The following is a 26784-nucleotide window of genomic DNA, read 5'->3' as shown; positions in this document are numbered from 1 at the left end:
ACCGCATCCGTCAGGAAGTCCGGCAGATAGTCGAGGACGAGATAACCCGGATTAAGAACGACCCGGAGCTATGCCACCTGATAAGGGATGAAGAATAAACGGCGAGGAATATTATTCCTCGCTATCTTTTTCAGGCAATATTGAGGATAATTCATCTTCAATATCTATCCCATAAGCCACAGCCATTTGCGCCAACATTATACCAAATGTACCTCTTAATTCGCCTAATGTAGAATTAAATTTCCAGCTACTTATACAATCATAATTGTGCAAATAAAAATGCACCTTATTATTCTTGTTAGTATATTGATTTAAGAACTTCCTACATGCAATACGCATTGCTTTTAAGTAATTATAAAGATTGCTTTCTGATGATATATCTTGTATCTTATCTGTTAAAAAATGTCTGATTTCAATTATTGAATGAATACAATGGTCAGGACATTCTTGTTCATAAGGATTATATAATACTCTTCTGTCTTCTAAAAAACGTATAATTTTAATTGCTTTTGTACGTTCTGTTTCAGACGGATTCCAAGATACACCAAAAATGGGGCAACTTATACCAGTTAATCGTTCTCTTATTTCTCTGAAAATCATATAATTATTTCTTCTGTTTTATATTAATTAACAGCTATTCTTTGCTTTGTTGCTTTATTCGGTAGGCTTCAAAGCGCACCAGTATTTCGTGCAGGTTTTTCAATGCTTCCACAGCCTTACCTATCGGCGGCATCTTGCTTTTGTCAAAGGTCAGTTTCTTCAAATCGGTAGTGTACGCCGTAGCCACTTCGGGCAACGCCATGACCGCTTCGGCATCCTTGAATATCGGTGCATCAGCCAGCGACAAGTGCGAACGGGAGTTTTTATTTAATCCGTCCTCTATCGTCACCCGGTACATGGCATCCAAGAAATCTTCCGAATGTAGGTAATCGTTATATTCCTGATTGTGGTAGAGTGCAGACAAGTCGTAAACGTCACGGATATGCTTTGCCAACAGTGCGGCTGCATCCTCATTGTAAGACAGCTTTACCAACCTTGAAACCTTGTCGCAGATAGTCTTTCGGGGATTGATACACTGCGTTTCAAAACTTTCCAGCCCGTAGGTGCTTATCAGTTCCTCTTGCCCGATGCTTTCAAGAAAGGCGGTCACAATCGGTTTGATAACCCGTTTGTCCGCTGGATAGAACATCAGTTTTTTGTCCGGCAGGTCACAGGATTTTATCTCTACTTCCAAATGCTCTTTCAGTCCCACGCCTTGAAATACATTGTCATACGAGAAATACAGTTTGCGGTAATTACCGCCCGTTTCCGACAAATCTTCTTTGTATATGTCACTATTGAGTTCGGCTATGTGTTTGGAAAGTTTCTTGTTCAATGTCTTTTCCGCCTGCTTGGACGCACCTTTGTCACCCGTGAACACGAACAAGTCCAAATCTTCCGAGAAGCGTTCTATCAGCCCGTAGGCTTTGGAAAGTGAAGTCCCGCCTTTGAAGTAGGTCTTATCCGCATATTCGGACATGGAAATATCCCGCAGTATCTTCGATACCCAGTAATCCTTTTCCACGTGCGACTGCTCGTAGCCGAAATGTTCAGCCGCCAGTGCGATGATTTCCTTGAACGCTTCCTTGTCCGAATGTAAATTCATATTTCTGTCCTATGCCGTTTTATAATCCAAGTTGAACCGTGTCGTGGGAAGAATGGTCTTTGCCATTTCTGTTTGCAATACGGTTTGTCTGATGTCGCCCAGTATGTCTGCCACCACCTTTCTGACACGTGGCGGGTAACTTTTTGCCAAAGATACGATTTTTTCCAGTTCCGGCAGGCTGTACCCGTTGAAATATTGGCTTTTGACCCGGTTGTAGATGTCCTGTCCGGTTGTTCCGGGTATGCGCTTCATGTCCTTTATCGCATCGAGCAGCCGCAAGTACGGGACAAGGCTTTCATCCGGATAATCCATGCAGTAGGCTTTCACGCACTCTATATCCAAGTTCTTGAAACGGAAACGGCGAACCGGGTTTGGAGTGGCTATCGTTATGGTTGTGGCGACCTGTTCGGTCAGCCCCATTTTGTTATAGACGTAAGCTCCCGTGATATAGCCGTTCAGTTTTTCGGTAAGATAACGGAACTGTTCATCCTGATAGACGGGCAGCTTCCCCAATCCTAAGACAGATTTCTTGGGGCGGTAGTACGCCCCTTTTTCAACCCGTACCAGTACCCCTTTGCGGCTCTGTTCGGAGAGCAGCACCGCAACATTGGCGGTCTTTTCCGTTTCAAACGACAAATCTCGGAACGTGAATATACGCCCGGTATCTATCCGTTCAATCTGCCCAAGTATCTCTTTCCTGAATGAAGCCATATTTATGTACTTTGTTTCTATACTGCAAAGATAGTATATTATGTAATTACCTGCAAAAACATAACAAATATTTTGCCGAAGATGTTTTTATTTCTCCAACTGTTGGTTGGATATTTTCATCTGACCCGGACAAACCGGGACACCGCAGGACAAATCGGGACACCCCTTGCCGCCCGTCCAAATATAGCATATTTAGTCGCTACCTTTGGGCGGGACTATTCCCGTAACCGCTAAAATTTCAATTATTTATGGCAAACAGAATGACCCTGCCCGCAGAGGGGCAGGAAAAAGACGTGCTGCTGGTCTTGGATAAACAGCAGGGCAAGGTGAGTGCCGTTAAGGGTATCGACAAGGAGGGCAATTTGCAGACCGTGCCGCCGACACAGGGCGGCGAGTTCATGCAGGTGGACAAGAACAGCGATGTGTTCAGCAACTTCATTTCCAATTTCTTCCGCAAGTATCAGGACACTTCCGGGCTGGAACTGTTCAGCGTCAAGGCTTCCCAAGCGGAGCAGGACGCAAAGGCAATCGAGGACAACCACCGCAACCCCACGCCGGAGGGCGGCAAGCGGGCTGAAATGCTTCGAGTTCCGAAGCCCGACTTCCACGAGTTCAAGCAGGGCTACCGCTTCGACCCGGCAAAAATCGACTGGGAGAACCTGAAGAAAGTCGGCATCACCGCCGACACCCTGAAAAACACGAAGGACTTCGACCGGGTGATGCGTGGCTACAAGTCCCGCAACACCTACACCGTTTCGGGGACGGTGGGCGGCTTTTACCTCAAACCTACCGATGTCAAGCTCTCTTTCTATCAGGCTAAGGACGGCACGGTAGTACCCAAGCTGCACGGCGTGCAGCAGGACGAGAAACTGTTGCAACGCCCGTTCCATGAACACGGGTTCACCAAGCAGGAACAGGGTAACTTGCAAGGCACTGGCAACTTGGGCGGCATCGCTGAAATCAAAGACCCGAAAAGCGGTGAGCAAATCCCCGTGTTCGTCAGCCGGGACAGGTACACGCACGAACTGGAGTATATGCGGGCTGACAAGTGGAAATGCCCCGACACCATTTGCGGCGTGAAAGTCAGCCCGGAGCAGAAAGCCGCCTTTGAAGCCGGGCAAGCGGTCAAAATGGAAAACCTGCAATTCAGGGACGGCACGAAACGCAGTGCCTATTTGCAGGTCAGTGCGGTGGAGCGTGGCTTGGAGTTCCTGCCGAGGTCTGCCGTCCAGTTCTTGCAGCAGGGACAGCAGCCCGCAGAACAGCAGGTAGCCGGGATAAAGGACGGCAAGGGCGTTGAGTTCAACGGTCATGTGCAGCCCGGCGCACAGGGCAAATCCCCCAACAAGGTACAGCCGAAAGACGTTACCCCCGCCGCCGAGAGCCGGACACAGGTAGCGGTCAATTCGGAGGGCAAGACCAACGAAGCCACCAAGCGGGGCAAAGAGCCGCTGAAACAGGGTCAGGACAAGCCCACCGCCAAGCAGAAAGAGAAGCAGGACAAGAGCCTGAAAGCGGACAAGCCCAAGAAATCCAAAGGAATGAAATTATAAAGGTATGCAGCTAATCTATATTATAGCTATTCCGCTTGTCGTCCTGATTTTCTTCATAGTCCTTTCTTTAAAAACTGATTGGAAAGAAATAGACAGGCACAACCGCCAGTATTACGTGGGCGGCTACCATATTTATTATGACCGTAAAATTTTACGGCAAATCAAGCCAGTAACAAACCATAAAAAAGAAACAACATGATTGCATTGATAGCAGAAAAGCCCAGCGTGGCAAAGGATATCGCCCGCATCATCGGGGCGACCCAGCGTAATGACGGTTATCTTTCCGGCAACGGGTATATGGTGACATGGGCGTTCGGCCACTTAATTCAGCTTGCCATGCCGGAAGCCTATGGCGTGGCGAACTTCCGCAGGGAGAGCCTGCCCATACTGCCGCCCGATTTCCAATTAATCCCCCGTCAGGTGAAAGTGGAGAAAGGTTATAAGGCAGACCCCGGCGTGCTGAAACAGTTGAAAGTGATAAAGGAAGTGTTCGACCAGTGCGACCGGATTATTGTCGCCACCGATGCCGGGCGTGAGGGTGAGCTAATCTTCCGCTACATCTTCCATTACCTGAACTGCCGAAAACCATTTGTGCGCCTGTGGATAAGCAGCCTTACCGACAAGGCAATCCGTGAGGGGCTGGATACCTTGCAGCCGGGAGAATGTTACGATAACCTCTACCTCTCTGCCAAGTCCCGCAGCGAAGCAGACTGGCTGATAGGGATAAACGCCACCCAAGCGTTGAGCGTAGCCGCCGGGCAGGGGGTGTTCTCGCTGGGCAGGGTGCAGACACCCACGCTCGTGATGATATGCAGCCGCTATTTGGAGAACAAGCATTTCGTACCCGCCAAGTTTTGGCAACTCAAAGCCCATACCACCAGCGGGGGAATAAGTTTCACCGCCCAAACGACCGCCAAGTGGGAGCAGCAGCCCGAAGCCATAGCCGCCCTGCAACGGGTAAAGGATGCCGGGCGGCTTGCCGTGAAATCCGTTGAGAGGAAAGAAGCCAGCCAAGAACCGCCGCTTCTATACGACCTTACCACGCTGCAAAAGGAAGCCAATACAAAGCTGAATTTCTCGGCTGACAAGACGCTTTCCATAGCGCAAAGCCTGTATGAAAAGAAAGTGATGTCCTATCCGAGAACCGGAAGCCGCTATATATCGGAGGACGTTTTCGATGAAATGCCGGAGCGTATCGCCCTGTTAGGGCAATACTCCCGCTTTGCCGGGTATGCCGTCGGGCTGGACGGCACACCCCTGAACCGCCGTAGCGTGAATGACGGCAAAGTGACCGACCACCACGCCTTAATCGTTACCGAGAACCTGCCCGGTGAACTCTCCAAAGACGAGCGGGCGGTTTACGAGCTGGTAGCCGGGCGTATGCTGGAAGCCTTTTCGGGCAAGTGCGTGAAAGACATTACCACCGCCATATTGTCGGCTGGAGATACTGACTTCACGGTAAAAGGGTCTGTGATGAAAGTTACCGGGTGGCGTACCGTGTTCGGCGAGCAGGAAACGGGAGGTGATGAAGAAGCCGCCAGCCTGCCGCCGCTCCAAGAGGGAGAATATTTGCCACTCTCCGGCGTGGATCTGCTCGAAAAGCAGACCAAGCCGAAACCGCTGCACACGGAAAGCAGCCTGCTTGCCGCAATGGAGAACGCCGGAAAGGAACTGGAAGATGCCGAACTGAAAGCCAGCCTGAAAGATGCCGGGATAGGCACACCCGCCACCCGTGCGGCGATTATCGAAACGCTGTTCGCCCGCCAGTACATCGTGCGTGAGAAGAAGAACCTTGTACCTACCGACAAGGGGCTTGCCGTTTATGGGATTGTCAAGGACAAGAAGATTGCCGATGTCGAAATGACGGGTATGTGGGAAACCGCCCTTTCCAAGATAGAAGCGGGCTGTATGGATGCCGACACATTCCGAAAGGGTATCGAGGTGTACGCAACGCAAATCACCACAGAACTGCTATCGGTGCAGCTATCTGTTGCTACTGGTGAAACCTGTCCCTGCCCCAAATGCAATAACGGGCGCATCCTGTTCTACCTGAAAGTGGCGAAGTGTTCCAACGTGGACTGCACGCTAACCATATTCCGCAACAAGTGCGACAAGCAGCTTTCCGACAAGCAGATTGTCGAGCTGGTGACGAAACGCAAGACCGGGCTAATCAAGGGCTTCAAGGGCAAGAACGGCAAGGCTTTCGATGCTTCGCTGGTGCTGGATGAACAGTTCAATGTCGGTTTTTCATTCCCCGAAAAGAAAGCGAAACCGAAGAAATAGCCTATCTTTGCCGCTGAAATTTCATTGTGATAGGTTTTGCAACTTATAATAATTGAAATTTTAGTGGTTGCGCCCGGCGGGAACCGGGCGCATTTTTTATACGCTCCCGCCAAACAGGTAGGTCGAACAGACCACCCCGTTATCCAGCACCCTGCTTTCCGAAAGTTTCCACAGCGAGCCGGATGTTTCCCCGATAAAGCCGATGCCTTTGCCCGCCATGACCGGGACGGTGTAGATAGTCAGGCTGTCCAGCAATCCGGCTTTAATCAATGAAGTAAGCAGCTTGCCGCCACCTACCACCAGTATGTCGGTTTCCTGTTTCAGTTCATAAATCCTTTGCAGCGATTCTTCGGTCAGGAACTCCACACCGCAATCCGGTGTTACGTTGGTGTCGTAGTGCGACACCACAAAAGACCGTTTGCTTTTGTGCGGCCACCCGCCCCAGTGTTCAAAGATGTAGTTGTAGGTGTTCGCCCCCATAAGCAGGCAATCAGCATCCAAATAGTATTTGCCAACGATAGTTTTTACTTCATCGGGTAACCAATCCAGTTCCTTGTCTAAGGTGGCTGTATGTCCGTCAAGAGATACGGCGATATGCGCTTTAATTTGTTTCATCCTATCAGGTATTAAACAGTTGATAATCTTTTTTCAAACTGTCCGCTGCTACCTCAAAAAAAGAAGCGTGAACTTACACTGCTCCAAAGTAGAGGTACTGGCAATACCTTTGAAACGGGACAGGCAAGCCCACGCTATGACAAAGCATAGCATAGACATTGCGCTGAAATCTCGTTTCATTTTGAAAAGTGCCAGTTTTCTACTTTGAGATATTCGGCGAACGAATATGTTATTATAATGACGATATTACAGCCAAAACTGTTCAACCGCCGTTATTCTCTTATGTTACTTTTGCAAAAGTAGCGAAAATCACCGGAATAACCTTGCAAATAATAGAAATCCTGCCTTATTATCATAACAAGACAGGATTTAAAGAAGAAAATATATGATATTGATTATCACTCAATCCGTGCGTTCACGGATTAACTTGTGTATGTCGCTTGCACGATAGAAATATTTTCCGTCTAACGTCAAGTAAGGCAGTATTCCTTTCTTCCGGTAACGTTGCAAGGTTTTGGTACTCACTTTCAGCATAAAGCACAAATCCTGATTGTCAAGGAGTTTTTCACCGTTCAGGTAATTGTGACCGCTTAACAGGCGGTCTATCTTTTTGTCCTGCATATCGAGCCTATCCATGATACGCTCCATCCAAGCCACGAAGTTTTCTTTATCTATATACATAAGGCTACCGGATTAAATAAGACCCATCATAAAATAGCTTTGGTTCACCGGGTCTTTAATGATAATCTCCCGTTCACGCATAAAGCGGATATAACTCTTTGCGGTGCGCTCCTTAACATCCAAAACCTGCTGTAACTGTTCGCAAAGGTCTATATAGGTGATATGTGCCTGTCGCCCGAAAATGTCACGGGCAACACCTACCAGTTCCCTTTCCTTGCGCTTCTCTTTTTCCTCACGGGGTTTCTCACCCTTGTACACGTGCATCCCGGCTTTCTTGTCCCATGCAAAGAGCATCAGAGGAACGTCCAGCGGGCTACCGTCCCTTACTTTCAGGGCTTTTACCACCGACTGGGCGGGTTCATCGTCTTTCTCTATCGAAAGGATTGTAGCCGCCTTGCGCTGCAACTCGCTGCCCAAATGTCCCCGCAGCTTCAAACCGTTCGGAACGAAGTGCAGCACACAAAGAATACAGGTGTTATAGATGCCCGCCAACCGATAAAGTTCATCTATCATCGCCACACTTTCAGCTTCATCGTTGGCACTCTTAACGAGGTCTGCGATGCCGTCAATGACGACCAATTGGATGCCGCCGTATTGGTAATAGAATTTATCCATACTCTGCACAATGGCGTTCAAGCGTTCCTTGCGTGACATACCTGTAAGACAAAATGCTTTTAGTTCATCGGGTTTATCCGGCTGTTTGGCACGTGCCAGCAGGTTGCCTACATTCTTGAACAGTTGCACTTCCGACTGTTCGGTGTCATAAAGCAAGACCGCCTTGTGCCTGCCGTTAGTGGTTATCTGTACGCCCAGCGTATCTACTTCTGCACCAGCTGGACAGATGCAGCCCGCCACGATTGCGGCTACATAATTGCTCTTGCCCGTTCCCTCGCCCCCGGTGATGCCGAACAGGTTGCCTTGTGTTCCTAATGGAACATCACCCGCCGAAATAATCTCTTGCGCTTTGGCGGGCGGGTTGTTGAAATCTATCTCGCATGATTTTAGCATAATCAATGTGTCGCTATACAGGTTGTCTAAAAATTCGATAAACAGTTTCAGGAAATCTTCACGGGTGTTCCCGGCTTTGAAGTAGTCGGAAATGTCCTTTTCCTCTTTCGTTCCCGGAAGTGGAAGCAGTAGGCGTTTCACGCCAAATTCTTCCAATAATTTTTCCTGCTTGCGTGAACTTTCCTTGCCCGTTTTATCCATATCGAAAAGTAGGATGATGTGTTTGAAACGGAATGTTAGCCGATAAACCAGCGTGGGCGGGATAGTCACCGTTTCGCTATTGAAGCAGATAGCGTGAAAACCGTGTGCCGCCAGCGAAAGCACATCTTTTTCGCCGCCCGTGATAAAGAGCGTGTCACCTTTGGCGGGCAGTTGCTCCAGCCCGAAACAGTAGTTTTCGCCGAAGCTGCCGCCATAGAGGAAGCGGGGCGTGGAGAACGGGCGGTACAGCTTGATGTGCTGTTTCCCCTTGTAGCCGTACATGGGTTCTGCCACCGATGAAGTGTAGGTGTACGGTTTGCCCTCTGCCGTTTCGCTGTTGTATTCTCGGAGCGAGCAGACCTTGTAATGTTCCAGCAGTTCGGGCGTGATGCCGTACTGTTGCCAGTACACCAGTTCGGCAAGCAGAAACTTCTGTTCCCGGAACTGGTAGGGCTTGACTGGCCTTTCGGGTGTTTCTTCGGGTTTGTCCGGCACTGCCCGGCGGACGGTTGCCGGGGGAATGGAAACCGGAGTGCCGGAAGCCAGCCCCAAGCCCAAATCTCGGTCGATGATTTCCAGTATTTCCACGAAGTCTGCCGCTCGGTTACAATCCAGCCCCTTTAACTGCCCCACGAAGAAGAAACAATCGCCGCTATAATTGTCGTTACCGAAGTCTTTCATCTTGTACATACCGCTATGGCGGTCGAAGTAGATATTACAGGATGCTTTCTTATCCTGATAAAGAGGATTAAGAAAGTGCCTGCCAATACGCCAGTCGCCGGGTAAGTAATGTTTGAAAACAAGCAGACCGTTATTTGTTCTGCTTAGAATTTCTTCTTTCCTTAACATATTTCTGATGATTGGTTATCAGTTCATTTATACACTCCTTGTCACGCTTAATCAAGCGTTCTTCCAACATTCGCTTTACTTCTTTAATCTTGTAAAAGTAATGCCCTTTGATGTCGGAGTAAGAAATCATTCCTGCCGCCCTTAGGCGTTGTAAAGTACGGTCACTGATTTTCAGGAACGTGCAGACTTCGTAACTATCCACCCAAATTTCATCTTCATCAGTCTTGTTTTCGTCCAAGTGATTGAAAATGTAGTCTGCTATGGCGGTAATCTTGTTGTCAAGCTCCTTATAGGCTTTTGACTCAAATGTTATAATCTCCATATTGCTAACTTATTGATTTGCCGCAAAGTTCGGGAGAAGAAATAACCTAAAAGTCATGGTTATATCTATCATGGTATTACTTTTCTTCAGGCTATTTTAGGGGAATAATGGTGTAAAAGCTCCCCGAAATGTCATTTTTCAAAGTAGATTTTACCATAAAAAGAAAGTACCATGTTGGGGTGAACATGGTACTTCTACATACTGGAATACTGGATATTATTTCATATCATCCTCATTTATCCGCTTAACAAGATTATCTATCAGATGATGAAGATATGCCGTCCGGTCTTTTCTCTCTTTCATGGCTATGTATGAAGCGTAATAATCCCCTAAATCCATGTGGAATATTGTACTAAGGAAATTCATCATTTCTTTTATCTCCACGTTGCCATTGTTTATGTCGCCCGAAGATACAAGAGAATATCCCAGTTCGATAAGATATGACTTTTTGCCTGTGAAGCGGAACGGATATTTGAAGCATCTTTGTAGGTTATCTTCTATCTGATTATTCGTTACCAGTTTCACCAATCGCTTATTCAAATAAATGCGCAGCATTTCATTGGCGATAATCTTTGCCACTTTATAGTCATATCCGGTTGAGAAATTAGGGTCTTTATCAAACTGAGCGCTATCGGTACATAACCGCAAATCAGCTTTTCCACGTACAAAGTAGTATTCATCGTACACAGTGGAGTGTGAACGGTAGTATTGATAAAAGTCCAAATTGCGATTGAAGAAATAGGTCAGATTATCCAGTTCCCGATTGATATAATTCCTAATCACTTCATCGCTACCATTAGGGCATTGTGTTTCAATCTTGTATATCTTATAGAAGAATAGCAATCGACCGAGTATTTCCGGTTTCTGTGTCTTGAAAAATAAGATTTCGTCCTCTTTGGTTGGAAATATATAGGTTTGTATTTTAGTTCTCAAATCATCAAGAACCGTTTGCAGCTTATGTACCATTGAAAGAGAGGTTTCGATAATATCATAGCCGTAGAGGTCGATTTCGTCAATCTCTATGTCTATTTCCTGCAATATATTACCTATATACCCCTTCATCTTACTTCATAGTGATATGTCGTTTCATGTATGCCTTTGTTTTCGGGCAATAAACCAAACATTTCAAGCACGTAACACAGTCATAAACATTTACTATCTCATCCCTTGAAACATTCATGTCCCATACAACCCCGTTTAACGCTTTTTGAGGGCATACATCCCTGCATATATTACAATTACCGCATTGCGACGACTTGATTTCGTGTTCCATTATTGATAAAGGGGCATTTGTCAGGACAGAGCCAAGACATTGTGCCGCTCCATATTCAGCCGTGATGAACAGGTTATTTTTGCCAATATAACCAGTACCACTAAGTACGGCAATGGTCTTATGTGGTAAAACGGACGTTTTTGTTGTGAAGTCAAATGTATTCTCGGTTATCAAAGCATTGTCAGACTGTGACAATGCTTTGTAACCTTTGCTGATAAGCCGCCCAGCCAGTTTGTCTGCAATCATTCCCACCCGTTTTTCTGCCTGTGCATATTCATCGCTGAGGGTATGCACATAATCGGGACTATCATGTACAGTTTTGATAAAATGTGGATTTATAGCAATTCCTATCAGTAGGGCATAGGGAAAACCCCGGTTTTGTCGTATATCCAGCATGGAAATATCCACGAAGTGAACAAAATCGGCATTTTCATTTCTTAGCTGTTGTTCAATTTCCTTATTTAAGTCATTCATTTGTTCTTTCGCACAATAGGAATATAAATATCCGTTCTCAACTCCGAAACAGGGGTCTTTTCGGGAGTATTGAGATAGGTTTCAAATGTGTAAGGCTCCCGTAGCGCATATCCACTTGTCGGCAACCAATCAAGGTATATGTAACGATATACTCTGTTCAACTCGTGATATAACCCCTTGAATTGAAACACTGCATATTCTCCGGCTTCTATTTCATGAACAGAAAAGCCATTGGGAACGTTAAATGATTCCGTAACGGTTATACCCACCATAAAACGGGTTTGTTCTTCTGAAGAAATTAGCGGACAATCCAATGTAAGGCTTATAAATTTACAGCCACTTGACTGTAAACCGCAATTTTCAGAAAGGCGTAGAATCTGTTTCCATAATACCGTAAAATCATGGTTTATATGTTCCGTCCATTCCAGTTTCAAACAGGCAATACGAACAGGCGGAACTTTCTCAATGCAAGGAACAATTTGCACCGGATACATTCCTGCGGGGTTAGCATTGGAATGTAGTTTACGAAATTCCGGTATCGTACACTTAAAATAACTTTTGAATGCCCTTGAAAGTGTATGTTTGTTTTGGTAGTTTATGTGGCATAACAATTCTGTAACACTTATATCGGTTGAAATTAACTTGAAAGCGATATATTCCAATCTTAACCGTTGAATGTAAAGCCCGACATTTTCACCACATACAGCCTTGAAAACACGCCGGAAATGGTATTTGGAAATACCTGCCGTTTGCGATAGGGCATCTAAACTAAGTTCCTCGAACAAATGGCGGTTAATGTATTCTTGTACCCTTACAATCAGCTCATATAACACGTGGGCTGTATTGATTTTTTGTTTCCACCGTTTTATTTCGGGAAGCCGTTTTGACATTACCTCTCTGATTTCCTGCGAAGTATAGGATATACCTACTTCTTTATAATACTCTTCGGGGAAAAGCCCCCAAAGGTAAATCAGATAGTCCATCGAAAAATCGTAACCCTTGACACCATGCTTCAAACAATAGTCGCAATATTCCGCACTCGTATTTACCCCAAGATTATTGTAGTCAATATCTAAGGGTATTCCACAGGTTTGGCAATATTTGGTTTCTATGTCTGTTTCCATTGCTGTTTCTATTATTGAGAGCAAAGTTACTCAATCTGTTACGAAATCAGTTACCCTAAATAGTCATTTTTGAAATAAGCTGCAAAATCGTAACCTGTGTATATCATTTATAGCAAACTTACTTATACTGCAAATTGTCAATTGCTCTCTGAATCCCGTCCAAAAAGCGGGAAGCGTGCGCCCCGTCCATTTGCGTGTGGTGGAACTGGAAAGAAACGGTAAGCGTCGTTTTCAGCAGGCGGTGTTTGTATTTGCCCCAAATAAGAAACGGATTATTAAAAATGCCGCTATACATCCCGACAGCCCCGTCTATTTCATATTGTGCCAAGGAGGAAGTTCCGATAACCATGCTTTCCGTCAAATCGTGATTGACGCAACTTTCAGCCACTTGTTTGGTAAGTCGCAGATAGTGTTGATTGAACAGAGACAAATCATCGCAGAAAGGAACATCACACGAACTTACCTCGCCCTTTCTGTTAGCGACAATGGTGTTTACTGCAATGGTATCGTACTGCATCAGTTTACCGCCAACGGGCAGCAGATAAAATTCTTTCACGCTCCTTGCGGCTTTGCCGATGCACCAGCACATCAACATATTAAACTTCATGCCCGATTTCCGGCTGATTTTCACAAGGCGTGACACGTTGAGTGTCTTAAAGAACGTCACCATTGGCATGGGGGCGTTCATCCACATTTCAAAGGCGTATGCCCGACCGGTTTCTTGGGGATTTACTTCTTTCATACTTAATGCTATTTTCATTTAATGATTCAGGTAGCAAAAGTAGGAGAAGCGTTTGATCCCGAATAGAACAAACGGGACATTTATACGGGATTGGTGAACAAATCGGAATATGGATTTGATACTTTCAGCAAAGACATGGGCGTATATCCGCAGAACTTCTTGAACTCCCGGATAAGGTGCGACTGGTCGGCATAACCGCTGGCGTATGCTATTTGTGCCTGATTGATTTCTTTGCCCGTTTGATGCTGCATCTGCGCCAAAGCCTTTTGGAAGCGGACGATACGGGTATATTCTTTGGGATTGATGCCTACAAATGAATGAAACAACCGCTCAAACTGTTTTTTACTTAGGCAGGCAATAGAAGATAATTCGTTTACAGAGATTTGCGGAGTGATATATATTCGCTGTATGGCGGCATCTATCCTTTTAATTCTGTATGTGGTATCAGCTAAATTATCGGCAATTTGTGACACCAGCCATTTTTCTATATAGCTTATGCAAATAGAATTATTCTCACAGTCGAATATTCGTGTAGCCAGTTCATTCAAACTTTTGTTTTCAAGGCTGTAACCGGCAACTTCTTGATTGTAAAAGAGCGATGTCGGTATGTTCAGAAACATACTCATAGCGTGAGGGTGGAATACAACCACTATCATTTCTGTATTGCCATCAGCATACAAATGGGATGAAAAATTAACTTGTCCGCTGATAGTCAATTTGTCCTGTATGACGTTCAGTTCGGGAATATATAACGGTGCTTGTTTATGGAAAATGATTTGAGGACAACCGATAGGATAAGTAAAGGCATCCAGCGGTCGATTGCTTTTGAATCCCCAATAATATCTTATATAAGGTTGCAGCAACTTACATGGCTTGTAAAATTTGAACTTCTCTTGAATCATTTTACAAAGGTAAAAGTTTTAATCGACACTGTCCAAAATTTTGTGTAAATCGAGAATACGGGATTCAGAAATGAGTCTCATATTTTCTTTATTATTAATTTTGTGAAAACATAAAATTATGTCAGAACGTAACAAAGTTATTCCCCAGTCGCAGGCAACAATAGCAGTAATTCCCGTAATGGGAAGTATCCGAAGAAGATTCAAACGGAACATGGAGAATCCGTCATATCCATTCCTCGTGACCGTAATGGTGAGTTTGAGCCGATACAGCGCCCAAACATGAAAGCCGTGGACTTTCTATAGAAAAGCTTGTTATTTCCTTATGCGCAAAGGAATGAGCGTTTCCGATATAGAGGAAGAGATGCGTGAGATTTATGAAATAGAACTTTCGACTTCAGCCGATTGGATTTGGAATGAACAATGAAAAAGCGTTGGACGGAATTATCATGCTGTCCAACGCTTTTTTATATCACGTCGTTTCATTTTTACTTCTTCTTCATGCCGTTATAGATGAAGAATGCCACGATGAGTACGCTGATGCCGATAAATACATAGCCTATCTCATGGCTGTATTCCGTTACTTTGGCAAGCAGTTGGTCTTCGTTTTCAATGCCGGGTACTGTGGACAGGTAATATCCGATGAAAGCCAGAATGGAATTCCACAGGCCTGCACCCAGAGTGGTGTACAGTAAAAAAGTTCCTTGCTTCATACGTGCCAGACCGGCAGGGATGGAGATTAACTGGCGCACAGCAGGTATCAGACGTCCGACAAACGTCGATATGGCTCCATGTTTGTCGAAGTATTCTTCCGCATGTTGCACTTTGGCTTCGTCAATGAGGCACATGTGTCCGAAACGGCTGTTGGCAAACTTGTAAATGATGGGGCGCCCCAGCCATTTTGCCATATAGTAGTTTATCAAAGCTCCGATATTTGCCCCTATGGTTGCAAACACCACCACCAGATATATATTCATGTTGTCATTGTTGGCGGCTTTCCAAGCGGCAGGAGGAACTACAACTTCCGAGGGAAAGGGGATAAACGAACTTTCAATGGCCATCAATAAAGTGATGGTCCAGTAATTGAGGTGGTCAAGACACCATTGGATAAAGGCTACTGATTCCATTTGCTAGATTAGTGGTATATAATTACTGTTATTGTAATGCGTTGAAAATATTCTTCATCACTAGGGCCAGCTCTTCTTGGTTATCTTCTTGTAGTATCTGCTGTAATCTATTCAGCTCTTCCAGTTTGAACGGATGTTCGCACAGCTGGTTGTACTTCATGAAATTCTCCTTGTCTTTGAGTAGCATATACAGAGAGGTCAGCCTTTCGTTGATACCTTCAAAATCCGGCTCCATCTCTTTGACATGCTCAAAGGCCAGCTTGGCATAGCTCAGTTGCCCTATCTCCATACTGCACATACCTATTTCGTGCCAAGTATCTGCATAGGGGGCATACTCTAAGGCTTTGGTCCATTTTTTCACACCTTTCTCATATTCTCCTTCTTCCATGTAGATGCGTCCCTCAATCAGGTACGAATCTATCTCTTCGGGTGCCAGATTGTATGCTTTTTTACAATATTGGTGGGCTTTGCGCTTTTTCCCCATCTTGTGCAGGCATAGGGCCGCATTGGCATAAAGAGAGGGCAAGGCGAGGTCATAACTGTCTTCGGCCGTTATGGCTTTTTCCAGATAGTCGTATCCTTCTTCCCATTCTCCTTTGGAGGCTTTGTTCAGACCGATGAAGGTGTTGATGAAACTGCGGGAAACGAGATGGAACTTCTCGGCTTGTAGGTAGTTCTCCATGGCACTTTCTTCATTTCCCAATTGAAAGAAGGAATGTCCTTTCATCAGGTAGGCGTCGGCAAACTCATCATCGGCCACCGTAGCATAGTCGCATGCTTCGATAGCTTTGTCGAACATTTGTTGGTCAAAGTAGCAACGGGCCAGTCCAAACCAGTAAGGAGCTGAATAAGGGTTCTTGTCAATCAGCTTATTGAAGATGAAGGTGGCTTTTTCGAACAGTCCTTGAGCATAGTAACAATCGCCGGTGACGGCAAGATAGGCTTCTTCTTCGGCATATTTTTTAAGTCCGCGCGTCAGCCATGTCAATGCTTTTTCCGGGAATCCCATGTCGATGTACATATAGGATATGTCGACGATATTGGCTAAGTCGTCCTTATCATCTATGCTGTCAAGTATCGCTTCCGCTTCTTCTTCTTTGCCTTCGTCTAACAGTAGGTTGGCTTTCAGCACTTTCACCTCGGAAGATTCTTCGGCAATCCGTTCTACTATACCTTTAGCTTGCTCTTTGTGCTGGGTATCCAGAAATAGGTATGCCTGTTCCACCATCAGGACGGTATTATCCGGATGTATTGCCAAGCCATACTCTACGATTTCGGTAGCCATGGCATATTTATGATGCATGGCATACCAGTCTGCGAGGTCGGCTAAGTCGTCTGCGTCCAGATAGATGGTTTTGTTCTCTGCTTTAGCGGCTTCATATTGTTCTGCCATTTCTTGCAGTTCTTTGTCTCTTCCGGACAGCAGGTTCTTGTTACTCATATTCTTATTTATTAATTTTACCCCAAACGTCTTTCAGACCCACAGTACGGTTGAATACCATTTTTTCTGGTGTAGAATCCTTGTCAACATTAAAATAACCGATACGTTGGAACTGCAGGTAGGAGAGAGGCTGCATACCGGCAGCATATTTCTCGATGTAGCAGCAGGGCAGTACATTTAAAGAGTCGGGGTTGATTATCTCTTTCATGGCTGTCAGTGCATCGCAGTTCTTCTCTTCGCGGATGGCGGCAAGTCCGTCGCGCGGGTTTTCTACTTTCCACAGCCGGTCGTAAAGGCGTACTTCCGCTTCGAGGCAGTGGGCGCAACTTACCCAGTGGATGGTACCTTTCACCTTACGGTTGGCTCCGGGCAGACCGCTCTTGGTATCGGGGTCGTATTCGCAATATACCTCGGTGACTTCGCCGGCTTCGTTTTTCTTGCAACTGGTGCACTTCACGATGTATGCGTTCTTCAGACGTACTTCTTGTCCCGGTGTCATGCGGAAGTATTTCTTCGGAGCATTTTCCATGAAGTCATCGCGTTCCATCCAAAGCTCGCGGCTAAACTCGATGAAGTGGTTTCCTTCTTCGGGATGTTCGGGGTTGTTTACAGCTTCCATCTCTTCCACTTGCCCTTCGGGATAGTTGGTGATGATAAGCTTCACCGGATTCAGTACGGCGGATACGCGGGTGGCGCGGTCATTCAAATCCTCACGCACGGCGCTTTCCAGTAGGGCGAATTCATTGAGCGCGTCGTAGGTGGTATATCCGATTTTGTCGATGAATTTATGGATGGACTCCGGAGAGTAACCGCGGCGGCGGAAACCGCAGATGGTCGGCATACGGGGGTCGTCCCAACCGTTTACCAAGCCTTCCTTGACCAGAGTCAGCAGGTTGCGCTTGCTCATCAGTGTATAGCTGAGATTCAGCTTATTGAATTCATACTGATGAGGGCGGTTGTCGTCGAGGTCTTTGCCTTCCTTCACCCAGTCCACGAAGAGGTCGTAGAGCGGACGGTGGGGCACAAACTCCAATGTGCAGAGAGAGTGTGTCACACCTTCGAAGAAGTCGCTTTGTCCGTGGGCGAAGTCGTACATCGGATAAGCTTTCCAAGTAGTACCCGTGCGATGGTGCGGATGCTTCACTACACGGTAGATGATGGGGTCGCGGAAGTGCATGTTGGGGCTTGCCATGTCTATTTTGGCACGGAGCACCATAGCACCTTCTTCAATCTCACCGCTGTTCATCTTCTGGAACAAGTCCAGTGTTTCTTCGATGGGACGGTTACGGTAGGGACTTTCCACGCCGGGCTGGGTGGGAGTTCCTTTCTGGGCGGCAATCTGCTCGGAAGTCTGTTCGTCGATGTATGCCTTTCCCTCTTTGATGAGGCGGATAGCGAAGTCCCACAATTGCTGGAAATAGTCGGAAGCGTAATATTCGTTACCCCATTTGTAGCCTAGCCATTGGATATCTTCTTTGATGGCTTCTACGTATTCCACATCTTCTTTGGTGGGATTGGTGTCATCGAAACGTAGGTTGCAGACGCCACCGTGTGCGGCGGCAATACCGAAATCAAGGCAGATGGCCTTGGCATGTCCGATGTGGAGGTAACCGTTAGGTTCGGGCGGGAAGCGTGTCTGTACTTTCCCACCGTTTTTGCCCTCTTTCAAATCGTTTTCTACTATTTGCTCAATGAAGTTCAAGCTCTTTTTTTCGCTTGTCTCTTCGCTCTTTATTTCTGCCATAATGTTACTATTTTCGTATCGTGGGGGCAAAGATAGGGCAAAAAAATGAAGAATGAAGAATGAAGAATGAAGATTTATTCTTTATGTACTGGGATATATCCACTCTCTTTGATGATTTTCTGTCCTGCGGCAGGCAAGACGAAATCGAGCAGGGGGATAATCGAGGCGTTTTTCCGGTAATGATAATAGGTATGACAGGCGCACTATCGGATAAGTATTACAACATGCAGCAAGCTGCGCGTGTCAGTGACAATACTGCTTTCTTCTACATGGGTGATATGATGGAGTTTGGAGATACCGTGCTCTCCACGCTCGGACAAGCAAGGCAGGCGTTTCAGAAGGAGAGTCCAGAACTGGCTACCGCCGTGTCTGCAAGGACAATATGCTGGACGAAATCAATGTTGATGCCACTGCCGTTCTTGCCGATTGCATCAGCCGGCATCAGGAGAGTACACTCTTTTGTCTGAACCAGGTGAGTGTGTTCCGCAAGTTGGAACGTTCCGATGACCATAATCACGAGTATCGCCGAAAAAATAGTGGTATTTATCGACAAGAAGGTGTTAAAACATGGCAGACGGACAGACAAACACTACTTAAATGATAAGAAATAAACAAAATTTTAGGATAATTTCAGTGTTTCATGGAAAATAGCCTTATATTTGTCCATTGAAAACGATTGCAGGTGTAGAAAAATGCTTTGAAATGATAATAAACTTAAATGATTTCTCAAAAAGATGTTATAAGACATGTTTTTTAATTTGGTTAGTATTACGAAAAGCGCCTATATTTGCGTCGTTATCCTGAAAACAATCTTTTTACCTTAAAAAAAAACTAATACCTATTGAAAACTGAAAAAGGAGGCTTTGTGAAAAGCTTCCTTTTTTTGTACCTATACGAAGGGCTTTTTGTATCTTTGCGCATATTAATAATAAATCGTGTATAACCTAAAAGTATATAGAACCATGTTTTCTGGAATAGTAGAAGAATGTGCCACATTGGTGGCGATGGTCAAAGACCAGGAGAATGTACATTTTACTTTCAAATGTTCATTCGTCAGTGAATTAAAAATAGACCAGAGTGTGTCTCACAACGGTGTTTGCCTTACAGTAGTCAGCCTGACGGATGATACCTATACCGTGACGGCCATGAAGGAAACGCTGGACCGTTCCAATCTTGGCTTGTTGCAGGTAGGAGATGAAGTGAATGTGGAGCGCAGTATGATGATGAATGGTCGACTGGATGGCCATATCGTTCAGGGGCATGTGGACCAGACTGCCACTTGCATTGATATAAAGGATGCTGAAGGAAGCTATTACTTTACTTTCCGGTATGCTTTTGACAAAGAAATGGCAAAGCGCGGCTACATCACGGTAGACAAGGGTTCGGTAACGGTCAACGGCGTCAGCCTGACTGTGTGCAACCCCACCGACGATACTTTTCAGGTGGCCATTATTCCTTACACCTTCGAGCATACCAATTTTCATGCTTTCAAAGTGGGCAGTGTGGTGAATCTGGAGTTTGATATCATCGGTAAGTACATCAGCTGCATGATACAATATAAATAAGGTGGCGGCGCTATGGACGATTTCCTGCAATTAGCGGCATCCCGTCAGAGTGACCGTGCCTATGATATGACTCGTACCGTGGAGCCTGAGAAGCTGGAACGGATATTGGCAGCGGCTTGTCTGGCTCCATCTGCCTGCAATGCACAGCCGTGGAAGTTCGTGGTGGTTATGGAGCCGGAGCTGTCTGCCAGGGTGGGCAAGGCGGCTGCCGGACTGGGGATGAATAAGTTTGCCAAGAATGCTCCCGTCCATATTCTGGTGGTGGAGGAGTCCATGAATATTACTTCCTTTCTGGGTGCAAAAATCAAGGGTAAGTATTTTCCATTGATTGATATTGGTATCGCTGCCGCACATATCACGTTGGCGGCAGAAAATGAAGGGCTGGGTTCCTGCATTTTAGGCTGGTTTGACGAGAAGGAGATAAAAAAACTTGTCGGAATCCCGGCTGGTAAACGCCTTTTGCTCGATATTACGATTGGCTATCCGTTGAAAGAAAAACGGAAGAAGTCGCGGAAGCCGAAAGAGAAAACAATATCTTATAATAAGTATTAGCATTGGCTGAAGAACACAGAGGTGCAGAGATTAAACTAATGGACGAGAAGAAATTTCTGTGCCTCCGTGTTTGAGCCAAACTACAAATCCTTCAGCAGCACCTTGTTTGCATTCTTGTAGTATTCTTCCCGTGCCTTCAGCAATGCTCCCCATTGGCTGTTGAATTCATTTTCCTTGTCAATCTTGAAATCTTCTGAGCCGTGTGTGTCCAGCCTATCCAGTAAGAGGGCCACATTCATCTTGTTGATGTCCATGGAAGGCTGGTAGGCGATGTCTTCACTCTTTTCATCTGTCGCCACTTCATGCAGGAGGTTGATTTCCTGCAATTCATACAGGGTCTCGTGTGTCAGCCGGATAGGAATCTGGCACTCTTCTGATATCTCTTCGGCCGTATAGGGCTGAGCGTCTTGTTCAAAGCGCTTGGCTATGAGGGACATTATCAGGATGGAGATAAAGTCGCGGTAGCGCCGGCTGATGTTGCGTGCATCCTTGTCGAAACTGAAGTTCCGGATATTCTGTCCAGCGTAGGTCAGTTCGGCACCAAATAGGCAGATGGTCCAGGACACCTGCAGCCATAGCAGAAACATCGGAAGGGCAGCGAAACTACCATAGATGGCATTGTAACGGGAAACCCACAACTGGCTGCTGATGTAGAGGAACTGGAATGCCTGGTGTGCCGTACCTGCCAAAATACCGGATATGAGTGCGTGTTTCAGTTTGACCTTTGTATTCGGCATAAAGACGTATAGCGCTGTAAACATGAACCAGGTCAGTACGAAGGGGATGAGACGCACCATAAACTTGCCGACGGGAGCCAGCAGGGTAAAGTCTTCGAGGTTCTTCACCATCGTGCTCATGAAGATGGAAAGACCACCGGACATCACCAGCAGAATGGGCATCAGCAGAAGCATGGAGAAGTAATCCGTTATTTTGCGGTACATGCTGCGCGCCTTTTTTACCTGCCAGATGCGGTTGAAGGTGATTTCCATATTGTTGATTAGATTCAGGACTGTCCACAGCAACATAATCAAACCCACTCCGATGAATATTCCGCTCTTGGTCTGAGACAAATACGAATTCACAAATTGCAGGATGACTTCCGTGGTTTCCGTAGGACCGCCGAAACCGTTGACAATCTGGCTTTCCATCAGATTATCGAATCCGAAACCGCGGGCTATGGCAAACAAAATGGCAAGAATAGGCACAATGGCCAGTAGCGTACTGTAAGTCAGTGCCGAGGCTTTGTTCACTATCCGGTCTTTGGTGAATCGGTTGATGCAAAGATAAATTGTCTTGATGATGTTGTATACGGAAAAAGTCGTTCGCGTAACTTCATCTTCTGTAATACGCCAGATGTCGTAGGTGAGGAATTTCCAAAGGGCAGCAATACGCTTGTTCATGCTATTGTCTCGATTATCCATTGTCAGTAAAAAAAGCAGTCGGTCTGTAAGCCGGGTTCTGTTCTTCTGTTCCTGAAGAAGCCTAATCATCCATTCTTCATTAAAGAAGTGTCTGTCATTTATCTGAGCCGCATGTCGCCATACAAGCTTTAGCGGTCTACCCTCCGACATGGAGCGAGCAACTCTCATAACGCCGGTTTACATGACCTTACAACTCCCAAGACGTACAGCCCTTGTGTCGCCACAAGACTGGTAGGCTCTTACCCCACCTTCTCACCCTTACCGCAGCCCAAGGGGCGACGGCGGTTATTTTCTTCTACGTTACTCTACCCTCACGGACAGCTTTCTGTTAGGAAGTGGGATGCTCTGTGTTGCCCGGACTTTCCTCATACGCACGGGGCGCAAGCGACAGACCGACCAACTGCTTTATAGGGTACAAAGATAATGAATATTAATGAAGAATGAAGAATGAAGGATGAAGAATTTGTTGTGCAGTGTGCAAATGCAGTGTGGATGAACCCTTCATTCTTTATTCTTTACCCTTAATAATATTAAAAACATGTATCTATTTCGGAATAAATTCGTAGCTTTGCTATTATTAATAACCCCCAAATCCTTTTGGCCAATGAAAAAGTTTTTCTCTTTTTTTTCTTTGTTTCTGTTAATCCCGCTTTTTGCTGTCGCTTCGAAAGTAGGAGACCGTACAATCCCTGCAGAAGTGGCGCAATTCTCTGACAGTTTGAAACAGAAGTTTGCACCGGATAAGCGCGTGGCTTTGTTTGATGTAGATTACTCTTTCTCCGGAAAGAATGTGATGTTGCGTGGTGTCACCACCTCGGCAGAGGCAAAGAAGGCTTTGCTGGATGGTTTGGAGAAGAAGGGATATGCGGTGATGGATTGTCTGCAAGTGCTTCCGGATGAGGCCGGGCTTGAAGGCAAGACGTATGGCATTGTCAATGTGTCTGTGTGCAATCTTCGGGTGCATCCGGATTTCTCTTCGGAAATGATGACGCAAGGTTTGATGGGTATGCCGGTGCGGGTGTTGCAGCGCGACGGCTGGTATCGTATCCAGACACCGGACAGCTACATTGCATGGGTTCATCGAGTAGGCATACATCCCGTTACGCGGGAAGAGTTGGCCGTTTGGAATAGTGCGGAGAAAATTGTAGTGACTTCACATTACGGCTTTGTCTACTCGCAGCCTAGCCAGGCATCGCAGACCGTCTCTGATGTTGCTGCCGGAAACCGCCTGAAGTGGGAGGGGACAAAAGGCGCCTTTTATAAGGTGGCTTATCCCGATGGCCGCCAGGGATATATTTCCAAATCCATCTCCATGCCGGAGAAGAAATGGCGGGCCGCCTTGAAGCAGGACGCCGCCAGCATTATAGCTACGGCGCATAGCCTGATGGGCATCCCTTATCTTTGGGCTGGCACTTCTTCCAAAGGGGTGGATTGTAGCGGCTTCATGCGCACTGTTCTTTTCATGCACGACATCATCATTCCGCGGGATGCTTCCCAACAGGCATACGTGGGCGAGCATATCGATATCGCTCCTGATTTCAGTAACCTCCAGCCGGGCGATTTGATTTTCTTCGGACGCAAGGCGACGCCGGAACGCAAGGAACGTGTGGTGCATGTCGGAATGTATATCGGCAACAAGCGCTTCATCCATTCGCAAGGCGATGTGCGTGTCAACAGTTTCAATCCCGATGACGAGCTGTTCGATGAATACAACCTCGGTCGACTGCTGTTCGCTACGCGCGTGTTACCTTATATAAATAAGGCGGCGTCGCTCAATACAACTGCCACCAACCTATATTATAAATAATAATTTAGTTGATAGTTAGGCTGTGTAAAGTTGACGTTTGGAACTGTAAGGTTCTGCTTTAGCTTTCCAGAGTAGGCTTTCAACTTTCAATTTTCAACTATTATGTCAAACAGAAGAGATTTCCTGAAAACCGCCGCTTTTGCCGCAATCGGCTCAGGCATGGCAATCAGTCATGTATTTGCCGGAGGAAATGGTGCTCCTTCCTTGTTCAACGTGAACAGCAGGGCAGGTGTAACACCCAAGATGAAATTGCGTTTCTTCCCGTATGAACTGAAATTGCGCCATGTCTTTACAGTGGCCACCCATTCGCGTACTACCACTCCCGACGTTCAGGTCGAGATAGAATATGACGGTATTATCGGTTATGGTGAAGCCTCCATGCCCCCGTACCTGCAACACGAACTAGGCACAATGGACAGTGTATTGGCTTTTCTGAAGAAGGTACAGGATGTCATCGGCCAATTCTCAGACCCTTTTCAGTTGGAAGATATACTGGCTTATATAGACAGTCTCTCGGCAGGGGATTCTGCTGCTAAAACCGCTGTGGATATCGCCTTGCACGACCTTGTGGGCAAGCTGCTGCAAGCTCCCTGGTATAAGATATGGGGGTTGGACAAGGAGAAGACTCCCTCTACAACCTTCACCATCGGCATTGATACGGCCGACGTGGTGCGTGAAAAGACGAAAGAGTGTGCCGACCGGTTCAATATCCTTAAAGTGAAGCTGGGGCGGGAGAACGACAAGGAAATGATAGAGACAATCCGTTCAGTGACAGACCTTCCGATTGCCATTGATGCCAATCAAGGCTGGAAAGACAAACATCATGCGCTCGATATGATACATTGGCTGCACGAAAAAGGAATTGTCATGATAGAGCAACCGATGCCCAAGGAACAACTGGACGATATTGCATGGGTCACCCAGCAAAGCCCGTTGCCCATATTTGCCGATGAGTCCATCCAGCGTCTGAAGGATGTGGCAGGTTTGAAGGGGGCCTTTACGGGCATCAACATCAAGTTGATGAAGTGTACCGGCATGCGCGAAGCCTGGAAGATGGTGACTTTGGCACGTGCATTGGACATGAAAGTGATGGTGGGTTGTATGACCGAGACCTCTTGTGCCATTACCGCTGCCTCCCAATTCTCTCCGGCGGTGGACTTTGCCGACTTGGACGGCAGCCTGCTGATAGCGAACGACCGTTTCAAAGGTATGGAAGTTGTGAAAGGTAAGATAACGTTGCCTGATTTGCCGGGTATTGGAGTGGTGAAGTCATGAGAAAGCTATTGTATACCGTCGCTCTGTTTGTGCTGGCTTCTGCATGCAGCACGAAGCCCGAGAGCAAGCCCTATAATTGGGAGGACGACCTGCACCAACGTCTGCTTACTGATTTCTGTATGACGGAATCCCAGGTGAAGGACTATATCCGCAAGTATATTCCCGACGTGACCGATGAGCAGATGCGTCAGTGGGAAGCCTCCAAAGCTTTGGAGTGCATGGTGCTGGATGGAGAGAAACGCTATTTCCGCAATGCCGGGCCTAACCTGTTTCGTGTGGACTCCACTTGCTATGGCCTTAAGATGGCCAAGGAAGGCACTTCGCCAAGTGGCAGCGAGAAAGTGAATATGGAGAACCTGCCCGAAATTATTTCTGCTGTGAAGAAGGAGGGCGAGGTCATTGTTGCGCCTAAGCGCATGCGCGTTACCTACACGTTGACCGTGGATACCAATGCCGTGCCTGCCGGGAAAATCATCCGTTGCTGGTTGCCCTATCCCCGTCAGGACCAGGCCCGGCAGCAGGATGTGAAATTCATTTCGGCCAGCGAACCGCAGTACACCTTTTCCTCGCCCGAGTGTCGTCACAGCACATTGTACATGGAGAAACGCGCTGTCGAAGGCGAGCCGACCGTATTCTCCGAAACCTTTGAGTTTACTGCCAACGGTGAATGGCATAATCTGAAGCCTGACGACGTGCACCCCTATGATACGACGACCTCCCTTTATAAGGAATATACTGCCGAGCGTGAGAAGCATATCGTCTTTTCTCCGCGCTTGCGCGAACTTGCTGCCAAATTGACAGCTGGTGAATCCAATCCCTACCTGAAGGCAAAACGCATCTTCCGGTGGGTGAATGACAACTTCCCGTGGGCCTCTGCACGCGAATATTCCACCATTGAGAATATCCCGGAATATGTATTGGACAACCGTCACGGAGACTGCGGCCAAGTCAGTCTACTGTTTATTACGCTTTGCCGCATCAGTGGCATTCCCGCACATTTCCAGAGCGGCTTCATGATGCATCCCCGCGCGTGGAATCTGCACGATTGGGCGGAAATCTACTTTGAAGGTGTGGGTTGGGTGCCCGTCGACCAGTCATTCGGCATTCCTGCCTTTGCCCGCAATGCCGACGAGGAATATTTCTTCCTGGGAGGTATTGACTCTTGGCGCATGATTGTGAACACCGATTACGGCATGCCGTTACAGCCCGAAAAACAGTATCCCCGTAGCGAGACGGTCGACTTCCAGCGTGGCGAGGTGGAGTGGGAGGGAGGTAACCTCTACTTTCCGCAATGGGACTACCACATGGATATTGATTACTTGAATTATTGAGGCAATATCTGCCCTCTAAAAACAGATGATGCGTTCAACCCGAACGCATCATCTGTTTACCCCCAATGAGGTTGTGTCAAAATGCTGGCACAACCTTTTTTTATGCGCAAAGCCCGGACTTTCCCAAGCCCAGGCTTTGTT

24 protein-coding genes, 1 other RNA gene and 2 pseudogenes are annotated in these 26784 nt (G+C 46.6%); 10 read left to right on the top strand and 17 right to left on the bottom strand.

Annotated features, from left to right (window positions below):
• Positions 1-111: 111 nt before the first annotated feature.
• The 3 genes from M1B78_RS16220 to M1B78_RS16210 are packed head-to-tail and all read right to left on the bottom strand — an operon-like array spanning position 112 to position 2356.
• Positions 112-600 (bottom strand): DUF6650 family protein, encoded by a 489-nt coding sequence (locus M1B78_RS16220; RefSeq protein ID WP_121767271.1) that lies wholly within the window; start codon positions 598-600, stop codon positions 112-114.
• Between the two features lie 34 nt (positions 601-634).
• Positions 635-1645 carry a nucleotidyl transferase AbiEii/AbiGii toxin family protein gene (locus M1B78_RS16215; RefSeq protein WP_257941242.1) on the bottom strand — a complete coding sequence of 337 codons (1011 nt, stop codon included), beginning with the start codon at positions 1643-1645 and terminating at the stop codon, positions 635-637.
• 9 nt (positions 1646-1654) lie between these two features.
• Positions 1655-2356: a DUF6088 family protein gene (locus M1B78_RS16210; RefSeq protein ID WP_007845725.1), complete on the bottom strand. Its 702-nt coding sequence runs from the start codon at positions 2354-2356 to the stop codon at positions 1655-1657.
• 248 nt (positions 2357-2604) lie between these two features.
• Between M1B78_RS16210 and M1B78_RS16205 the strand changes: the two genes are divergently transcribed.
• From M1B78_RS16205 to topB, 3 genes are read left to right on the top strand one after another with little or no spacing between them, the layout of a single operon-like run.
• A complete protein-coding gene (locus M1B78_RS16205; RefSeq protein ID WP_257941241.1) occupies positions 2605-3909 on the top strand; it encodes a DUF3945 domain-containing protein in 1305 nt (434 codons plus the stop codon).
• 4 nt (positions 3910-3913) lie between these two features.
• Entirely contained in the window at positions 3914-4108 is a 195-nt protein-coding gene (locus tag M1B78_RS16200) for a hypothetical protein (RefSeq protein ID WP_154278519.1), read from the top strand.
• Positions 4105-6192, top strand: coding sequence for a type IA DNA topoisomerase (topB, locus tag M1B78_RS16195; RefSeq protein WP_257941240.1), 2088 nt, complete (start codon positions 4105-4107; stop codon positions 6190-6192). Before M1B78_RS16200 ends, topB begins: the two co-directional genes overlap by 4 nt.
• 96 nt (positions 6193-6288) lie before the next feature.
• Here the strand turns inward: topB and M1B78_RS16190 are convergent, their stop codons facing one another.
• The 9 genes from M1B78_RS16190 to M1B78_RS16150 form a co-directional block, all read right to left on the bottom strand.
• Positions 6289-6807: a dihydrofolate reductase family protein gene (locus tag M1B78_RS16190; RefSeq protein ID WP_121767450.1), complete on the bottom strand. Its 519-nt coding sequence runs from the start codon at positions 6805-6807 to the stop codon at positions 6289-6291.
• Positions 6808-7209: 402 nt separating this feature from the next.
• Positions 7210-7488 (bottom strand): helix-turn-helix domain-containing protein, encoded by a 279-nt coding sequence (locus tag M1B78_RS16185; protein ID WP_004325472.1) that lies wholly within the window; start codon positions 7486-7488, stop codon positions 7210-7212.
• Positions 7489-7500: 12 nt separating this feature from the next.
• Positions 7501-9546: an AAA family ATPase gene (locus M1B78_RS16180; protein ID WP_257941239.1), complete on the bottom strand. Its 2046-nt coding sequence runs from the start codon at positions 9544-9546 to the stop codon at positions 7501-7503.
• Positions 9509-9868, bottom strand: coding sequence for a helix-turn-helix domain-containing protein (locus tag M1B78_RS16175; protein ID WP_004325475.1), 360 nt, complete (start codon positions 9866-9868; stop codon positions 9509-9511). The genes M1B78_RS16180 and M1B78_RS16175 overlap by 38 nt, the downstream gene beginning before the upstream one ends.
• A 216-nt stretch (positions 9869-10084) precedes the next feature.
• Positions 10085-10930, bottom strand: a complete 846-nt coding sequence (locus M1B78_RS16170) for an RteC domain-containing protein (RefSeq protein WP_257941238.1) — start codon at positions 10928-10930, stop codon at positions 10085-10087.
• 1 nt (position 10931) lies between these two features.
• Positions 10932-11615, bottom strand: coding sequence for a 4Fe-4S dicluster domain-containing protein (locus M1B78_RS16165; protein WP_104404246.1), 684 nt, complete (start codon positions 11613-11615; stop codon positions 10932-10934).
• Positions 11612-12739 carry a GyrI-like domain-containing protein gene (locus M1B78_RS16160; RefSeq protein ID WP_104404247.1) on the bottom strand — a complete coding sequence of 376 codons (1128 nt, stop codon included), beginning with the start codon at positions 12737-12739 and terminating at the stop codon, positions 11612-11614. The genes M1B78_RS16165 and M1B78_RS16160 overlap by 4 nt, the downstream gene beginning before the upstream one ends.
• Positions 12740-12857: 118 nt before the next feature.
• The gene (locus tag M1B78_RS16155) at positions 12858-13481 is read right to left on the bottom strand and encodes a CatA-like O-acetyltransferase, family 2 (RefSeq protein WP_257941237.1); all 624 of its coding nucleotides are present in this window, start codon (positions 13479-13481) and stop codon (positions 12858-12860) included.
• Positions 13482-13561: 80 nt separating this feature from the next.
• Complete coding sequence (locus M1B78_RS16150; protein WP_257941236.1) at positions 13562-14383, bottom strand: helix-turn-helix domain-containing protein; 822 nt, start codon at positions 14381-14383, stop codon at positions 13562-13564.
• A gap of 153 nt (positions 14384-14536) precedes the next feature.
• Between M1B78_RS16150 and M1B78_RS16145 the strand changes: the two are divergent.
• Positions 14537-14662, top strand: a pseudogene (locus M1B78_RS16145) (transposase); the annotation flags it as partial.
• Positions 14663-14868: 206 nt separating this feature from the next.
• Here M1B78_RS16145 and M1B78_RS16140 read toward each other — a convergent pair.
• Genes M1B78_RS16140 through M1B78_RS16130 form a run of 3 tightly spaced genes read right to left on the bottom strand, consistent with a single transcriptional unit; the run spans position 14869 to position 18692 of the window.
• A complete protein-coding gene (locus M1B78_RS16140) occupies positions 14869-15507 on the bottom strand; it encodes a DedA family protein (protein ID WP_257941235.1) in 639 nt (212 codons plus the stop codon).
• 28 nt (positions 15508-15535) lie between these two features.
• Positions 15536-16948, bottom strand: a complete 1413-nt coding sequence (locus tag M1B78_RS16135) for a tetratricopeptide repeat protein (RefSeq protein WP_257941234.1) — start codon at positions 16946-16948, stop codon at positions 15536-15538.
• Positions 16949-16952: 4 nt separating this feature from the next.
• Positions 16953-18692, bottom strand: coding sequence for a glutamine--tRNA ligase/YqeY domain fusion protein (locus M1B78_RS16130; RefSeq protein WP_136010642.1), 1740 nt, complete (start codon positions 18690-18692; stop codon positions 16953-16955).
• 218 nt (positions 18693-18910) lie between these two features.
• On the opposite strand from M1B78_RS16130, the pseudogene pstB reads away from it, so the two are divergent.
• The 3 genes and pseudogenes from pstB to M1B78_RS16105 form a co-directional block, all read left to right on the top strand.
• Positions 18911-18991 (top strand): annotated as a pseudogene (gene pstB / locus M1B78_RS16120) (phosphate ABC transporter ATP-binding protein); the annotation flags it as partial.
• 663 nt (positions 18992-19654) lie between these two features.
• Positions 19655-20257, top strand: coding sequence for a riboflavin synthase (locus M1B78_RS16110; protein ID WP_257941233.1), 603 nt, complete (start codon positions 19655-19657; stop codon positions 20255-20257).
• Positions 20258-20269: 12 nt separating this feature from the next.
• A complete protein-coding gene (locus tag M1B78_RS16105; protein WP_136010644.1) occupies positions 20270-20809 on the top strand; it encodes a nitroreductase family protein in 540 nt (179 codons plus the stop codon).
• Positions 20810-20889: 80 nt separating this feature from the next.
• Here M1B78_RS16105 and M1B78_RS16100 read toward each other — a convergent pair whose 3' ends face one another.
• Both M1B78_RS16100 and rnpB read right to left on the bottom strand, forming a co-directional pair.
• The gene (locus M1B78_RS16100; RefSeq protein ID WP_257941232.1) at positions 20890-22209 is read right to left on the bottom strand and encodes a YihY/virulence factor BrkB family protein; all 1320 of its coding nucleotides are present in this window, start codon (positions 22207-22209) and stop codon (positions 20890-20892) included.
• 31 nt (positions 22210-22240) lie between these two features.
• Positions 22241-22634, bottom strand: an RNA gene (gene rnpB / locus M1B78_RS16095) — RNase P RNA component class A.
• 200 nt (positions 22635-22834) lie between these two features.
• Here rnpB and M1B78_RS16090 point away from each other — a divergent pair.
• The 3 genes from M1B78_RS16090 to M1B78_RS16080 all read left to right on the top strand — a co-directional run bounded on the left by M1B78_RS16090 (position 22835) and on the right by M1B78_RS16080 (position 26643).
• Complete coding sequence (locus M1B78_RS16090) at positions 22835-24037, top strand: NlpC/P60 family protein (protein ID WP_257941231.1); 1203 nt, start codon at positions 22835-22837, stop codon at positions 24035-24037.
• Between the two features lie 102 nt (positions 24038-24139).
• A complete protein-coding gene (locus tag M1B78_RS16085; RefSeq protein ID WP_136010647.1) occupies positions 24140-25312 on the top strand; it encodes a dipeptide epimerase in 1173 nt (390 codons plus the stop codon).
• The gene (locus tag M1B78_RS16080) at positions 25309-26643 is read left to right on the top strand and encodes a transglutaminase-like domain-containing protein (RefSeq protein ID WP_257941230.1); all 1335 of its coding nucleotides are present in this window, start codon (positions 25309-25311) and stop codon (positions 26641-26643) included. The genes M1B78_RS16085 and M1B78_RS16080 overlap by 4 nt, the downstream gene beginning before the upstream one ends.
• Positions 26644-26784: the final 141 nt, after the last annotated feature.

It is taken from the genome of Bacteroides muris (ex Fokt et al. 2023) (genome assembly GCF_024704895.1).
Taxonomy (GTDB): domain Bacteria; phylum Bacteroidota; class Bacteroidia; order Bacteroidales; family Bacteroidaceae; genus Bacteroides; species Bacteroides muris.
The sequence above is the reverse complement of the archived record's forward strand: the minus strand, read 5'-3'. Positions and strand labels throughout refer to the sequence as shown.